15 protein-coding genes are annotated in these 14,068 nt (G+C 49.3%); 12 read left to right on the top strand and 3 right to left on the bottom strand.

The genetic code is table 11. The annotated features are described in order from the left end of the window. The first annotated feature begins 149 nt into the window (after window positions 1-149). The gene (locus IYN85_RS00730; protein ID WP_196156949.1) at window positions 150-1,028 is read left to right on the top strand and encodes a hypothetical protein; all 879 of its coding nucleotides are present in this window, start codon (window positions 150-152) and stop codon (window positions 1,026-1,028) included. Here IYN85_RS00730 and IYN85_RS00735 read toward each other — a convergent pair. Further along, the gene (locus IYN85_RS00735) at window positions 1,009-2,769 is read right to left on the bottom strand and encodes an ATP-binding protein (RefSeq protein WP_196156950.1); all 1,761 of its coding nucleotides are present in this window, start codon (window positions 2,767-2,769) and stop codon (window positions 1,009-1,011) included. The genes IYN85_RS00730 and IYN85_RS00735 overlap by 20 nt on opposite strands. Window positions 2,770-2,789: 20 nt before the next feature. Next, window positions 2,790-3,242, bottom strand: coding sequence for an oxidoreductase (locus IYN85_RS00740; protein ID WP_196156951.1), 453 nt, complete (start codon window positions 3,240-3,242; stop codon window positions 2,790-2,792). Window positions 3,243-3,456: 214 nt separating this feature from the next. Here IYN85_RS00740 and IYN85_RS00745 point away from each other — a divergent pair, with 214 nt between their 5' ends. The 10 genes from IYN85_RS00745 (at window position 3,457) to IYN85_RS00790 (ending at window position 11,847) form a co-directional block, all read left to right on the top strand. After that, entirely contained in the window at window positions 3,457-4,017 is a 561-nt protein-coding gene (locus IYN85_RS00745; protein ID WP_196156952.1) for a GbsR/MarR family transcriptional regulator, read from the top strand. Then, a complete protein-coding gene (locus tag IYN85_RS00750) occupies window positions 4,014-5,390 on the top strand; it encodes a cytochrome ubiquinol oxidase subunit I (protein ID WP_230390405.1) in 1,377 nt (458 codons plus the stop codon). Before IYN85_RS00745 ends, IYN85_RS00750 begins: the two co-directional genes overlap by 4 nt. Beyond that, window positions 5,387-6,379 carry a cytochrome d ubiquinol oxidase subunit II gene (locus IYN85_RS00755; protein WP_196156953.1) on the top strand — a complete coding sequence of 331 codons (993 nt, stop codon included), beginning with the start codon at window positions 5,387-5,389 and terminating at the stop codon, window positions 6,377-6,379. The genes IYN85_RS00750 and IYN85_RS00755 overlap by 4 nt, the downstream gene beginning before the upstream one ends. 140 nt (window positions 6,380-6,519) lie before the next feature. Then, window positions 6,520-7,062, top strand: coding sequence for a YceI family protein (locus tag IYN85_RS00760; protein ID WP_196156954.1), 543 nt, complete (start codon window positions 6,520-6,522; stop codon window positions 7,060-7,062). Window positions 7,063-7,078: 16 nt separating this feature from the next. After that, a complete protein-coding gene (locus tag IYN85_RS00765) occupies window positions 7,079-7,870 on the top strand; it encodes a hypothetical protein (RefSeq protein WP_196156955.1) in 792 nt (263 codons plus the stop codon). Window positions 7,871-8,117: 247 nt separating this feature from the next. Beyond that, on the top strand, window positions 8,118-9,071 hold the full coding sequence (locus tag IYN85_RS00770) for an SUMF1/EgtB/PvdO family nonheme iron enzyme (protein WP_196156956.1): 954 nt from the start codon (window positions 8,118-8,120) through the stop codon (window positions 9,069-9,071). A 127-nt stretch (window positions 9,072-9,198) separates the two neighbouring features. Next, on the top strand, window positions 9,199-9,930 hold the full coding sequence (locus IYN85_RS00775) for a LuxR family transcriptional regulator (protein ID WP_230390539.1): 732 nt from the start codon (window positions 9,199-9,201) through the stop codon (window positions 9,928-9,930). Window positions 9,931-10,025: 95 nt separating this feature from the next. Further along, window positions 10,026-10,607 carry an acyl-homoserine-lactone synthase gene (locus tag IYN85_RS00780; protein WP_196156958.1) on the top strand — a complete coding sequence of 194 codons (582 nt, stop codon included), beginning with the start codon at window positions 10,026-10,028 and terminating at the stop codon, window positions 10,605-10,607. Window positions 10,608-10,739: 132 nt separating this feature from the next. Continuing rightward, the gene (locus IYN85_RS00785; RefSeq protein ID WP_196156959.1) at window positions 10,740-11,264 is read left to right on the top strand and encodes a GNAT family N-acetyltransferase; all 525 of its coding nucleotides are present in this window, start codon (window positions 10,740-10,742) and stop codon (window positions 11,262-11,264) included. Beyond that, window positions 11,257-11,847, top strand: coding sequence for a 2-phosphoglycerate kinase (locus tag IYN85_RS00790; protein WP_196156960.1), 591 nt, complete (start codon window positions 11,257-11,259; stop codon window positions 11,845-11,847). Before IYN85_RS00785 ends, IYN85_RS00790 begins: the two co-directional genes overlap by 8 nt. Before the next feature lie 70 nt (window positions 11,848-11,917). On the opposite strand, the gene IYN85_RS00795 is transcribed toward IYN85_RS00790, so the two are convergent. Continuing rightward, window positions 11,918-12,808, bottom strand: a complete 891-nt coding sequence (locus IYN85_RS00795; protein WP_196156961.1) for a DMT family transporter — start codon at window positions 12,806-12,808, stop codon at window positions 11,918-11,920. Between the two features lie 539 nt (window positions 12,809-13,347). On the opposite strand from IYN85_RS00795, the gene IYN85_RS00800 reads away from it, so the two are divergent. Continuing rightward, window positions 13,348-14,049, top strand: a complete 702-nt coding sequence (locus tag IYN85_RS00800) for an HAD family hydrolase (RefSeq protein ID WP_196156962.1) — start codon at window positions 13,348-13,350, stop codon at window positions 14,047-14,049. Window positions 14,050-14,068: the final 19 nt, after the last annotated feature.

Below are 14,068 nucleotides of genomic sequence, written 5' to 3' on the forward strand. Positions count from 1 at the left end.
CAAACACTATGTAACAAAGTCGATTTGCCTTCAGAGCGTCACCATCAGCATGCAGGGTAATAAAATGGAAGGCTTGCCTTCGAGTTACTCGCGCAATGGATTGCAATGACGGCATCCATTCACGGTAAGATGGCGTATAACGGTGGTCCATGTGCAGACAGAGAGCGATGATGAAAAATGTGGTGGTGTTTGGGCTAAGCCTGATGTTACTCGGTTGTGCGCAGCCGATGAAATGGCCTGCCGCGCCCCTGTACGAATTACCTAACACGGCGCCTACCGCACAGTCCTATTGGTCTGAACGGCAAGTCAAACAAGCATTGGTGGGTCACTATGCTCATTACGATATCGTGGCTTACGAAGACACCACCGCTCGCCAGCCGATGCGCAGTTTTATCGTTTCCTATGGCTTTACCGACTTTCGACTCGAGGGTGACCAATTACTGGAGCAGGACCGCTTTTGCCGTGCCACACACCAGCTGAATTATGACACCGTGACCAGTTTTTTTAACGATCAGGCGACCCAGGCGATTGTGCCGCCGCCTCAGGCTGTTGAAGTCACCTGGCAGGATGGGCTTTGGCAGATTTATCGCCCGGCAACTCCGACCCTGTTGGGTATAACCGGTAACCCGGCGTTACCGTTGACACAAGACCCTGGCGACCCGGACATTATCGATGCTGACGGGGATGGCAAACCAGGGGTGACCGTCGACCTCACCATTGCTGAACGCTGGCAAGAAGAGCTGTATATTATTCGCCGCGAAATCTTTAGTAACTTAATGTGGTGGTACCCGGACGGCTCACTCCGAGGCTATGTCATCGATCAATCGGAACAATTGGTTATTGGTGCATCGCGGTTTTTTCTGAACAAGGCATCCAATCCGGCGCAGGCCAAACCCATAGGCCTAAGCCCAATCTGGTTGGTGCCTATCGATGAGGAGATCGATACCTGTGCGGAGTTGATGGCCCAGCGGGATCGCTGGTTTCCACCAGAACCCCGGTTTGTGACTGCTAACGAAGAGCAGCCTTAATTCGGTCTCGCAGATGTTCAAAGCGAAACGGTTTCCCGACAAAATCGTTCATGCCCGAGGCCAGCGCTTTGCTGCGGATGTCCTCACTGGAGTTTGCCGTCAAAGCAATAATCGGAACGTCCGGGTCTATTTCGCGTATTTTCAAAGCACATTCAAAACCATCCATTTCCGGCATTTGGATATCCATGAGTATCAGGCTGAAATGATTGCTTTTAAAGGCCGCGAGGCCTTGCTTGCCATTGTCAGCAGTGACGACATGGAATCCGAGCTTGGCCAGCATCGCTCCGGCAATTTTTTGGTTTACACTGTTGTCTTCGACCAATAGAACCCGGCCCTGATGATCATCGGCAGTCGGTACCTTCCTGGCCGGTCGTTTTTCGGTGGTTTCCTTGCGCTGCGGCATCAATGGCAAGCTTAACGTGAACCGCGTGCCTTCATTTTCGTCGCTGCTGACTTCAATCGACCCGCCCATCATCTCGGCTAATTGCTGGCTTATAGTCAGCCCCAAACCTGTACCGCCAAACGTGCGGCTTGTTGTGTCTTCGGCCTGTTGAAATGGCTGGAAGATGGCTTGCAGCCGGTTGTGGGCAATCCCGATGCCGGTGTCATTAACCTGCCACTGAATATCGGTTGAGGTCAGCTGTCTTACAATCAGGTCGATCTTTCCCTGTTGGGTAAATTTAACCGCGTTACTGAGCAGGTTAAGCAAAATCTGGCGGATCTTAATACTGTCGCCCATCACCCATGCGCCGTCTTGCCAGTGTGGCGGTAAGCTAACATTCAGTGAGATCTTTTTCTGATCTGCCAGTGGTTTCATAACAGCGATGATCTGGTGCATCAGTAGATTCAGGTCGAAGGCCGAATGCTCCAAAAGGACTTCGCCGGTTTCAATGCGGCTGAAGTCGAGCACGTCGTTGATCTGAGCCAGCAGTGCCTCGCTGCTGGCACTTAATGTATCCAGCCAGTCATTTTTGATGGTGGGGTCCTGCTGCATAATCTGGATGGTTCCGATGATGCCATTCAGCGGTGTGCGCAGTTCGTGCGACATGTTGGCCAAAAATTCGGATTTCGCATGACTTGCTTTTTGCGCCCGTCGCATCATGCGCCTGCCCTGCACGGTACTCAGGGTTAATAAAAAGGCGAGCACCAGAATGACGCCGACCAGGGAAATGAGTTGCAGGCGGATCTGAAAATAGGTCGCGATGACACTCTGACTCATTTCCTCATAACGGAAATAACTCAAACCAAAAATTTTCACCACCTGTGCCCGATAGGCCTGCGTCCAACGGTTGGTTTTGTTGAGCAGCTCTGCCGTGTCTTCCGGTGACAATTGATACAGCTTGGATTCATAATGTTCGAAGGTTTCCAGTATGTCGTTCAGAAAATCGAGCACATTCAATTGTCGGGTTTTTGCGATGTCCAGAATTTTGCCTTGCAGTAGCACATCAAGTCGGTTCCAGACCAATTCAATCATCACGCTGGTGGCCTGTTGCTGAGTGTCCGAATCGCTCAGGCTCAGCATCGTCAGTTCGTGGCGCAACCTTTCCAATTCCGTTTGCAGCTGTGCAAGGTGCCAGGGATGATTATCGAGATATTGCTCAGAAAGGTTTTTCACTTCCCGATTGAGTAAGTTTACCGTCAAAACCAGCCAAATCAGAATGCCGATGGACAGAACGCTGCCCAACACAATGGCCAGACTTAGCTGGGAAGAGGATTGATCTTTTTCTTGGTTGGCAAGCATGTTGTTTACGCGCTAAACCTCTATTGCTTTGGCTGCAGTTGCAGAGACTTCAGTTGCCAGATCGACCATGAACTTAACAGACTGATGTTTGTTTCTGAGCTGGTTTTATTCCAATCGAATATGATCCAGAAAGGCCCTTTGTTGCGAATGGGCATTAACTTCCCATCTCGTAATATCGCGATGAAGGCTCCAGCGCTCACCGCTTCGGGTATATCAATGGTTACTTGATAATCGTTCAGTGCCGTCGCGGTCAATATGCTGGCATCTGCGGCTATGTGTGTTAACAGGTCTTGCAGATAAACACCGGTAAAAGTCGAAGGCATATCATCCCAAGGAGATTGCACCGTCAATGTGGCTGGCGCAATACTGAGCAATTGGTCTTGGTCGAACACCCATTTTTGTTGTCCGAACTCAATCTGCAGTTCGGCCGCTGCAGCAAGCGGCCCGAAGAAAGCGAAGAGTACGCTAAACATAAGCTTCTTAAACACCACAAACTCTCCATTAATGTCCTTTCCCGGAAGTGTAGCGGAAATTTTGGCAGTAAGAGTTCGTGCGTAGCTAGAAAATGTCGTCGTTGTTTAATGACGGAATAAAGACTGGTAATTCGTTTTCTGATGCTTATACTTTCAGAAATTTCTGAAAATTCAATAATGTCAATGACATTGGTCAAGTGATTGGAGAATAACGATGCAAATGTCGGCCGAGACGGAAACGTTCGTTGTCCACTTTGGTGAAATGGCCAGTCGGTGGGGGTTTAACCGCACCGTCGGGCAAATGCTGGCGCTCATTGTGCTTAGTGAGAAGCCGCTTAACGCGGATGATATTTCGCAGCTGCTGGCGGTATCCCGTGGCAATGTCAGTATGGCAGCCAAGGAATTACAGAGTTGGCGGTTGGTGAAGGTGCATCGGGAGCCTGGCGACCGCAAAGACTACCTGGTCGCAAATGGCAGTATCTGGGACCTGGCGCAACAGGTGATGGCAGAACGCAAAAAGCGCGAGGTTGACCCAACTTTATCGGTGGTCCGCGGTTTATTGATGACCATGGATGACCAGCCGGAATCCCACGCTCGTCAGCAAATTCAGGAAATGAATGACCTGTTGGAACTGTTCAGTAAGTGGTTCGATGACGTCAATAATATGCAACCAGAGCACCTCAAAGCGCTGATGAAAATGGGCGCCGGCGTTGGGCGAGTGCTGGAGATGACACAACGTTTAACGCCCGGCAGTAAAAAACAGGAGCGACCATGATGGATCCGGCATTGGCACAAACTCTGATGCTGTCGCGTATGCAATTTGCCGCGAACATCAGTTTTCACATTCTGTTTCCGACCATCACCATTGCTCTCGGGTGGATGCTGTTTTATTTCAAAGTTCGCCATGACCTCAGTGGTCATCCGGTGTGGCTGCGTATTTACCGGTTTTGGGTAAAGGTGTTTGCGCTTTCCTTTGCATTAGGCGTGGTGAGTGGGATTACCATGAGTTTTCAGTTTGGTACCAATTGGCCGGGCTTCATGCAAACCGTGGGTAATATTGCCGGCCCATTGCTGGGATACGAAGTGCTGACTGCCTTTTTTATGGAGGCAACCTTTCTGGGCATCATGCTGTTTGGTATGAACCGAGTGCCTAACTGGGTGCACACCACCTCAACCGCACTCGTGGCCATTGGTACAACCCTATCGGCTTTCTGGATTCTGGTTTTGAACTCATGGATGCACACACCAACCGGCTATGAACTCATAGATGGCGTTGCTCACGTAACCAGCTGGAAGGAGGTGATATTCAACCCGTCTATGCCGTACCGGCTCAGTCACATGTTGCTGGCTTCAGGTTTGACCGCCAGTTTTCTCGTGGCCGGTATTTCGGCTTACCGCCTGTTGAAGGGCGACACCAAAGCTGCGCCACGATATGCGTTAGCCACGGCGGTCTTTGTGGCCTCCTTGCTGATGCCGATTCAGGCGCTGGTTGGTGATCTTCATGGTCTGAATACGCTGGAACATCAACCCCAGAAAATCGCGGCTATCGAAGCCGTATGGGAGACGGAAGCCGGTGCTCCATTGGTGTTGTTTGCCTGGCCGGATGAGCAATCAAGAGAGAATCGATATGAACTGGGCGTGCCGTATCTGGCCAGTTTAATCCTGACACATAAGGTGAATGGTGAAATCATAGGGTTGAATGCATTTGAGCATCATCCGCCGGTGAAGCCCTTGTTTTTTGGTTTCCGGCTCATGGTGGGGTTGGGTTTACTCATGATGGCGGCGAGTTGGCTGAGCACGTTCTATATTTTGCGCAGGCACCAGATTCCGGTTTGGTTATTGCGGGTTTTAACTGGTATGACATTTTCCGGATGGCTGGCGTCGTTGGCCGGATGGTACGTGACGGAAATCGGCCGGCAACCCTGGTTGGTAACCGGTGTACTGAAAACCGCAGATGCGGTGACCAGTGTTGCCGGTACTCAGGTTGGTGTGTCGTTGGCACTTTATTTAGCCTTGTACGCCTTCCTGCTTATTGCTTACATCCAAACACTTTTTTATCTGGCACGAAAATCGATTCGGGTGGCTGAATACGATGACACCGAAACAACCAAACCAGGTTTGAGATTTTTAATGGGGCAAGCATCATGAGTCAGTACTTACCGGAAGTATTTTTAATGCTAATGGGCTTTTCTATTTTGCTCTACGCCATTCTGGATGGATACGATTTGGGCGTGGGTATGATTATGCCGCAGAACAATGAAGCTCATCGAGACACCATGATTGCGTCGATTGGACCGTTTTGGGATGCGAACGAAACCTGGCTGGTGCTGGCCGTTGGCATTTTGTTGATCGCGTTTCCAATGGCGCACGGGTTGGTTTTTGAAGCCCTGTACTTTCCAACTTTTTTATTGTTGTTGGGACTGATATTACGCGGAGTGTCTTTCGACTTTCGTGCTAAAGCCAAGGACCAGCATAAAGGGCGCTGGGATCTGCTGTTTCGGTTGGGTTCCTGGTTAGCAGCCGTGATGCAAGGTTACATGCTGGGCCGTTACGTGACCGGGTTTGATTCTGGTTTTGCCGCGCATCTGTTCGCTGTGCTCAGTGCTTTGTGCGTCAGTGCTGCTTATGCATACATTGGCGGGGCTTGGCTGGTTATGAAAACGACGGGGCTTGTACAACAACGGGCTGCTTTCTGGGCTCGCCGTGCCGGTTGGTTGGCGGCCTTGGGTATGTTGACAATAAGTGTGGTGAACCCTTTGATCAGCGCCGACGTGGCCGCCCGTTGGTTGACATTCCCTGCGGTGTTTCTGCTTGTCCCCATTCCGTTAATGTGCCTTGTGTTGCTGGTTGCGGTGGATCGCTATCTGGCACACGTTCCAACTCGTGATGATATTGGCTGCTGGTTCCCGTTTGTGGCCGTTGCATTTTTATTTGTGCTGAACTTTTTTGGTTTGGCATACAGTTATTTTCCAGACGTTGTACCGGGATTGTTGTCAGCGCGAGACGCGGCCAGCTCTACAGCGAGCCTGACGGTGATCTTTTACGGTGTGGCTGTCGTGCTGCCCTTCATTTTGCTTTACACCGCCTTTGCCTATAGGGTGTTCTGGGGCAAGACGCAGAAGCTCAGTTACTACTGATGCCATGTTGGGTGGACGCACAGCCGCAGCGTCCACTCCTTCAGCTGATCTGAACAATTCCATCAGTTTCTTCCGATTTCACTGCCTGACAAAATTCCCAACAATAGCCGGCAGAAATTAACCACTGGAGAAACAAAAGTATGAAATTAGTTCACCTTACCCTTGCTGCTGTCTCAACGTCTCTCGCCGCTGGCGCATTTGCCGCGGACTATGTCATCGACCCGGCGCACTCTTCGGTTAACTTTACCGCCGGACATTTAGGCATCAGCAAAACCGTTGGCCGGTTCAATGAATTTGAAGGAACCTTCTCTGATGACGCCGATAACGCCAATGCATCTATTGTCATTCAGGCGGCCTCTATTGACACTAATCACCCCGATCGTGACAAGCACCTGCGCTCACCAGACTTTTTCGATGTGAAGCAGTACCCAACATTGACGTTTAAAACCAATACATTTACGACCGACAAGTTGACTGGTGTGCTCACGATGCACGGCAAATCGAAGCCGGTTGAGCTGGACGTGACGCTGATCGGCGAAGGTGAAGATCCTTGGGGTGGTTACCGTAAGGGTTACCAAGCGACTACCACCATTAACCGCAGCGAATGGGGTATCACTTATTTCATCCCCGGTGTTCCTGACGAAATTGAAATAGAAATTCAGATTGAAGGTATCCGCAAGTAATGGCGAGGGACTCGCAATGACCTTTGAGCTTTTTATGCAAGCCTTCATCGCCCCGGTACTGGTGGCGATAGTGGCGGGTTTCGTCAAGCGTTGGTACCCGGTCGTTATTGCGATCGGTTTCTGGGGCATCAGCCTGTGGGTGAAAGGTTTAACTTTAGAAGCCATGGACAGTATCGCCATGGTTGTGACACTCAGCGCGGTACTGATCTTGCTGAGTGGCTCACTGTCAAAACGTTGGCTGGCGTTGGCTCAATGGTTCACGTTGGCGGCGTTAAGTACCTGGCAAGTGAAAAATTTTGCGCTGGATCTGCCTCTGCTATCTTGGATCATTCAAGCGGTATTGTTGACGGGTGTAGTTGCCTTCTCTTGGCTCGTACCGGCAGGCGAATCCACAGCCCCGAAAGCGTGGTCGCGTTTTGACACGAGACAGCTGTATTGGTTGATTCCAGTGGGTTATCTGGCCATTGTCAGCCCTCTGGCTGGCAGTATATTAATCGGACAAATGGCTGGGTTAATTGCGGTTTTTGCATTGGCGGTCTGGATTTTTCACGCAAGCAGGCATTCGGATGAACAGCAGTTGGCTCTATTCGTCGCCGCACCGGCATTGTTTGTGGGGCAAATGGCTTGGCATTACGCTGAGATTCCCTGGACATCGTTATTGGTCGGCCTGGTCGGGTGGGTGCCTTTGCTGATGACATCAATGCGAAAGCGAGCCGCATGGTTCCACTTATTGATCGCGACGGTTTTGTTTGCTGGTTTGACCTCACTCGGGCTATGGCTGGAGTGGCCTGAACAATCTCTCTATTAGACTAACCTATGATTCCCAATTTCAAGGCGCCGGTGACGGCGCTTTTTTCGTGGCCCAAAAAACTGAAATTACGAACCTGTAAAATCTGACAGTAGTCGTTTTGAGCAGCGTAAAGCACACTAGGCAGCATCAAGAAAATAGTTGTAAACGAGTTGGCAGAGATCAACCGGGTTGAAAAAAGCGCGTAGGTGTTGGGGCGTAACCGTAAGAATGACATTCACGATGAATCAATAAAAAAGGTTTTATTTTGGATAAGAAAGATTACCTCAAAGAACGTGACGACCTGTTTGCCGATGCTCGATCTGTAAACGAAGGCTTGCCTCGTCCCCACGATCTGTCCGATGAAGCTTTGATATCAATTGTCGAAAGCAGCGCTTATGAAACGGACTATCGTCTGGCTGCCGGTGAAATTCTCGCAAAGCGAGGGGATCCGCGCATTTCACTGGATGATCCATTGATGATGGATATCCCCGGTGCTTATGTCAATTTGGGTGTTTCGGAAGACGATGTCGAAGAGTTGTTTCAGGCAAATCGTTCTTACGGTGTCATGCGTGACAGTATCGCTCTGGAAGCACCTCAGCATCGCATAGAAGTACTGCCGTTTCGCATGGCAAAGTATTGCGTCACGAACGAAGAATTTAATCAATTTGTTGCAGAATCAGGAACGCACCATCGCCCATCGTCTTGGCATAACGATCAGTATGATTCCATCAAGGCAAACCATCCGGTGTTTTCAGTGTCGTTCGAGGCTGCTAATGAATTTTGCCAATGGCTGTCGGAACGAAATAAACGTCGATTTCGATTGCCGACAGAAGCTGAATGGGAGTATGCCTCCAGCGGACTGCAACAATATAAATACCCTTGGGGTAATCAGTACCTGGATGATCACGCCAATACGATTGAATCCCGGTTGATGAGTACAACCCCAATCGGCATGTTTGCTCGCGGCAATTCGCCTTTTGGCGTTATGGATATGGCGGGCAATGTTGAAGAATATACGTCTGGCCGGTATGTGACCTACAGTGGTGGGCCAATTCCGGATGACAATTGCATGAAATCCCTGGAAGGGGCCTTAGTGGTGCGCGGCGGCAGTTTCGCGCGCTTTCAGGATTTGACCCGGACGTCATGCCGGCATGCAGTGAGTCAACCTGACAAGTTTGCAATCGGTTTTCGTTATGTCGAAGAATTTCCGCTTCACTAATTCGAGACATTGACTAAAAAACTTTGAACTGTGTCTAAAAAATTAGGCATACCTGGTTTTGCTTCTGTGGTTAAATGGGGCAGGCCTTAATTTTCCGTACTGCCAAATGGAGATTTGTTCAGTGAAAATGGTTTTCGACGTAATTGAACAATTACAACGGTCGCAATCGATGTCTGAATTGCCTGAAATATTGAAATCTGTTTCTGACATTGTCGAGTTCGACTACTTTCTGTTTGGGCTCGCTATTCCGAACACTATCACTAATTCGGATGTTCTGATGTTCGATAATTACCCAAGTGAATGGCGGAAGTCTTACGACTCGGAAGGCTATGTAAAACGCGATCCGATCGTGCAATACAGTATCAGCAGTTATCTGCCCATTACGTGGTCACAGATTATGGAATCCAGTGACTACAAGAAGAAAGACCTGGAAATCATGTGGGAAGCAAATGCGAACGGGCTGAAAGCGGGATTCAGCGTGCCTATTCATGGAACCATTGGTGAGTTTGGTATGATCAGTTTTGCATCCAGTATTGGGACGTCTGAGCAACAAATGAAATACGCAGATGCCATACCTGTCATTCAGATGGTGATACCAGCACTGCAGGATACAATACGCCGATTGCGAGCGGCGCAAGAGAAAGAACCTCAGGCAAAATTGACCAAAAGAGAGATCGAATGCCTTACTTGGGCGACAGAAGGTAAGAGTTCTTGGGAAATCTCGCAAATTCTTGGCTGTTCAGAGCGTACCGCTATATTCCATTTGACCAATGCGGCAACTAAACTGGGGGCGACCAACCGTTATCAGGCTATTTCCAAGGCACTGCTTTCTGGGGTCATCAATCCATCTTTCTCCTAAAGTGCTACTTATGTCTAAAAAAACCTGCAAGGTTTGACAGGTAGGCAAAAGCTGCTCTGCTGGTAATATGTCTCCAAAGCCAACGGAGACAGAGTATGAACTTCACAATAAAACATTCAGCCTTTCGCACTATCTCACCTGAAGAATTCAATGGTCTTTTAAGCTTGCGTTATGAAGTGTTCAAGCAACGCCTGAACTGGGAGATTGAGACCCAAGGTACGCAAGAACAGGACGACTACGACGACAATAATGCCGAATACCTTTATGCCGAAGACGATATGGAGCGTGTTGTGGGTTGTTGGCGTTTAATTCCGACGACCGGCCGCTACATGTTGAAAGACACATTCCCGGTTTTGTTGGGTGATGAGCCAGCACCTTACGGCAAGAAGATTGTCGAACTAAGCCGCTTTGCTGTCAAAAAGAGCAGTTCATTGATTGGGACAACCATCAGTGAAGTCACACTGAAATTGCTCCAATCCGTATATATTCATGCGGTTGAAAATGATATTGAAGAATATGTAACAGTAACCTCTACCGCTATCGAACGTCTGATGCGCAGAACCGGCATACCTTGCGAACGCATCGGCGATAAACAAGTTCATATGTTGGGTGATACTCGTTCAATTGCATTATCCATTCCGATTAACGCTCAATTCCGAAATGCTGTCCTGAACTGAGTTTTCTCCTGTCTGTCCGTGACTTCTTTTGCCAGAGCTTGCTCTGGCTTTTTTATGCCTCTCTTCCCAGTATTCTGACTCAGGACACTAGTTTCTGGTACCATCCGCAGCACACGACCTGAGTGTGACGACATGACATTACGCATTTCGACTGCTTCCGATATCGATACCTTATTGGGCTGGATTCCCGATGAGATTTTTGGCGCACAATGGGGCGCACTAGTCTATCAATGGCCGTTAACGAAAGCTCAAATTCTTCAACGGTCTTCTCTTGATGAAGTAACGTCTTTAACGCTTGAACATCAGGGACGGATTTCAGGATTTATTGAAGTAGTGCATGAATCTGCGTCGGAATGTCGCTTGTGTCGGGTGATTGTGGATGCACAGCAGCGTGGTCAAGGGTTGGGGGCATTGCTATTGCGAGATACGCTGGCATTTATTAGGGAGCAATGTCCGTCAATTAATCGAGTGACGCTGGCTGTGTTTGAGCAAAATTCCGGTGCCCGCCGTTGCTATGAATCCGTCGGTTTCCAATACTTGCCCAATGTTCGTACCCGGCAGGTTGGTGCCGAATGCTGGACGCTACTGGCGATGGTTTTGGATATTTCAGTCGAGAGGAGCACTAACGAAGAACGCCCGAGGTTATCCAATGACTAAAAACGAAACCAATATCATTTTATTGGGAGGCACCGGGTGCACCGGAAAAACGGCTTTGGCTCATTCCATCATGTGCAGGTTCGCCATGCCTTACTTTTCAATAGACCACTTGATGATGGGGCTTTACCGGAGCCAGTCGAATTGTGGTTTTTCGCCGGATGACAGCGATCAGCATATTGCCAGCCAAATGTGGCCGACTGTGCAAGCGATGATTATGACCGGAATTGAGAATCGACACAGCAGTGTTTATGAAGGAATTCAACTGCAACCGGCGACCATGCGGCAATTCGATGAACGGTATCTGCCCTTCATTATCCCGCTGTGTATTGGGTTTTCTGAACGTTATATTGAGCTGGAGTTTTCTGGTGCGATACGAGATAACCGAAACCGTATCGAACAACGTCAATTTGGCAGCGAAAATTTGGCGAATATGGTCGAGAAAAACCGCATTATGAAAGAACAATGCGGCCTGTACGATGTGCCTTATTTTGAGGTGGATTGTCACTATGATCAGACGATACAGGCAGCGTTGTCATACATCGAACGTAAGATATCACCGCCAAAAAATTCTTCAGAGAGTTGAGAGAATTGTTGTAATGGTGTCGGATGCGCCGTTCTTAGGGATGCCTCTTGGATCGGTTGGCCAATTAGCATCATACTTGGCCGGGACCGAACAGAATCAAGACTGAAATCAACACCAGTGTCATGCCTATCCATTCTGCCCGGGTAATTTTTTCCTTAAAAAAGGCATAGGTAATCAGCACAGTAAACAGAAATTCGACTTGCCCCAATGTTTTTACGATAGCGGCTTCTTGCAATGCAAAGGCACTGTACCAACCAATGCTGCCAACCGTCCCCGTGATACCGACAAACCAACCCGCTTTGGCGTTGTTGCGTAGCACTCGCCAGTTGTGTTTACTCTGTCGATGCAATAAAACGGTACACAAGCTGCCCTGAATGAATATCGACAACAACAAAATATAGGCTGCCGATATCGTGAGTGGCGCTTCCAGCAATAGGTTAGCTTCGCGGACATAAACCGCCGTAATCGCGAATCCAATACCCGCGCCTAAACCCAACAGCGCGGGTATAGGCGACCACTTGGCGGCATCTTGGTTTTTTTGCACGCTCACAAGAATGATCCCTGTCACGCCGACGCAAATTGCCACCCAGGTCCACGTGCTGAATGCACGACCAAATAACATGGCGGCCAGCAGGGCAGCCAGTAATCCTTCTGTTTTAGCATAGGTAGTGCCCACGGCAAAGTTCCGGAAACTGAGCAACTTAACCAACAATAATGTGGCCATTAATTGACCAATTGCCGCAATGGTGACGTAACCTGTAAATGCCAGCGTCGGAGCAGGCAGCGATTGCGGTTCATAAATCGTGACGATAACGAAGTAGATAATCGCAACGGGCAAACCGAAACCATACCGTGCCCAGGTAGCCACAACAGCGCTCATCGATGTCGTCATGTGTTTTTGACCCGCCGTACGAACCGACTGCATGAATGCGGCCAACAGCGTAAAGGCAATCCATTCCATGGTTATTTCCTGGTGTCAGAATAATGGGACCTTCATGTTAGGAGCAATACCAACTGAAAACGAATGAAATAACCGACTGCAACTCATGCAGTTTTGGAATACCTGGAGCCATTGCCCTTAACCGTGAAACTTGCCATGTCAGCCCCGACCTAGGGCAACTCTGATTAATTCGAATCACCTCAGTCCTATCAGATCGAAGGATGAGCGAGGCGTGTGTTGCAGGGAATGGCGAGTCCTTTTCAAAATACACAACAAAGCTCAGTCATCGATCTGAAGGACCCGGAGGGCGGGGCTGAAATGGTAAACTTCGTTGTTAAGTCCTTTGCCAAGATAATGAATATTGCCTGCAGAACTTGCCTCGAATTTTGCGCATTTCTTCACCCGCTGCGGTAGAGAGCAATTATTCAGAGGTGCCCTAAGTCTTTCAGATCTGACAAAACTGAATAGAGTTGAATGAATCCCAGTGGGTCCGGCAATGGTATAGTACCTCTTTTGACGAGCGACGCCGTTCACCCGCTAATCAATCATCAGGGACAGCCATGCTAACAGCGATTATTTTTGATTTAGACAATACCCTCACTCACCGTCTTCGCAGCATCGAACATTTCAGTCAGTATTTTTTTCAGCGATATCAATTACAGCTGTTAGAGCGAAACAGTCAGCGCATTTTCGACATTATTCGCGAAACCGACAATGGCGGTTACGGCAGACCAGAAAATCCACACCCGAAGCAAAAAATGTCCATTGCCATTCGTTTGCAGCGAGAATTGGATTGGCGCGTCACGCCGGACGTTGATGAAGTTCTGCATTGCTGGCTGACTCACTTTCCCAAGTGCAGTGTCGAGATGCCTCGTGCCGGGTCTGTATTGCGGGACCTTAAACGGCAAGGGTATCGTTTGGCGGTCGTTTCCAATGGTGCGGAGTTTTCACGACACGCAACCTTGGTCGAGCTCGGATTTATGCCGACGCTTGATGCGGTCATCAGTTCTGATGCCCAGGGCTGTAAAAAACCAGACATTGCGATCTTTGATGCCGTCTTGCGAGCGTTGAACTGCGCACCTGACAAAAGCGTCTATGTTGGTGACCATCCCATCAACGACATTCATGGCGCCCGGGACGCCGGAATGCATACGGTTTGGTTGCGTGGATTTCACGCCTGGCCAGCGTCGATTTCGGCGCCACAGCAGAGCATCGATCAACTGGCGCAGCTGCCTGACATTATTCCGTTGCTATGTTCATAGTCTCTAAAATACTGCGGGT

It is taken from the genome of Reinekea sp. G2M2-21 (assembly GCF_015687175.1).
GTDB lineage: Bacteria > Pseudomonadota > Gammaproteobacteria > Pseudomonadales > Natronospirillaceae > Reinekea.

Coding starts and splice junctions, on each gene's coding strand:
- IYN85_RS00765 (WP_196156955.1), top strand. CDS start 7,079: ATGACCTTTGAGCTTTTTATGCAAGCCTTCATCGCCCCGGTACTGGTG.
- IYN85_RS00790 (WP_196156960.1), top strand. CDS start 11,257: ATGACTAAAAACGAAACCAATATCATTTTATTGGGAGGCACCGGGTGC.
- IYN85_RS00730 (WP_196156949.1), top strand. CDS start 150: ATGTGCAGACAGAGAGCGATGATGAAAAATGTGGTGGTGTTTGGGCTA.
- IYN85_RS00785 (WP_196156959.1), top strand. CDS start 10,740: ATGACATTACGCATTTCGACTGCTTCCGATATCGATACCTTATTGGGC.
- IYN85_RS00800 (WP_196156962.1), top strand. CDS start 13,348: ATGCTAACAGCGATTATTTTTGATTTAGACAATACCCTCACTCACCGT.
- IYN85_RS00795 (WP_196156961.1), bottom strand. CDS start 12,808: ATGGAATGGATTGCCTTTACGCTGTTGGCCGCATTCATGCAGTCGGTT.
- IYN85_RS00750 (WP_230390405.1), top strand. CDS start 4,014: ATGATGGATCCGGCATTGGCACAAACTCTGATGCTGTCGCGTATGCAA.
- IYN85_RS00740 (WP_196156951.1), bottom strand. CDS start 3,242: ATGTTTAGCGTACTCTTCGCTTTCTTCGGGCCGCTTGCTGCAGCGGCC.
- IYN85_RS00775 (WP_230390539.1), top strand. CDS start 9,199: ATGGTTTTCGACGTAATTGAACAATTACAACGGTCGCAATCGATGTCT.
- IYN85_RS00745 (WP_196156952.1), top strand. CDS start 3,457: ATGCAAATGTCGGCCGAGACGGAAACGTTCGTTGTCCACTTTGGTGAA.
- IYN85_RS00760 (WP_196156954.1), top strand. CDS start 6,520: ATGAAATTAGTTCACCTTACCCTTGCTGCTGTCTCAACGTCTCTCGCC.
- IYN85_RS00735 (WP_196156950.1), bottom strand. CDS start 2,769: ATGCTTGCCAACCAAGAAAAAGATCAATCCTCTTCCCAGCTAAGTCTG.
- IYN85_RS00755 (WP_196156953.1), top strand. CDS start 5,387: ATGAGTCAGTACTTACCGGAAGTATTTTTAATGCTAATGGGCTTTTCT.
- IYN85_RS00780 (WP_196156958.1), top strand. CDS start 10,026: ATGAACTTCACAATAAAACATTCAGCCTTTCGCACTATCTCACCTGAA.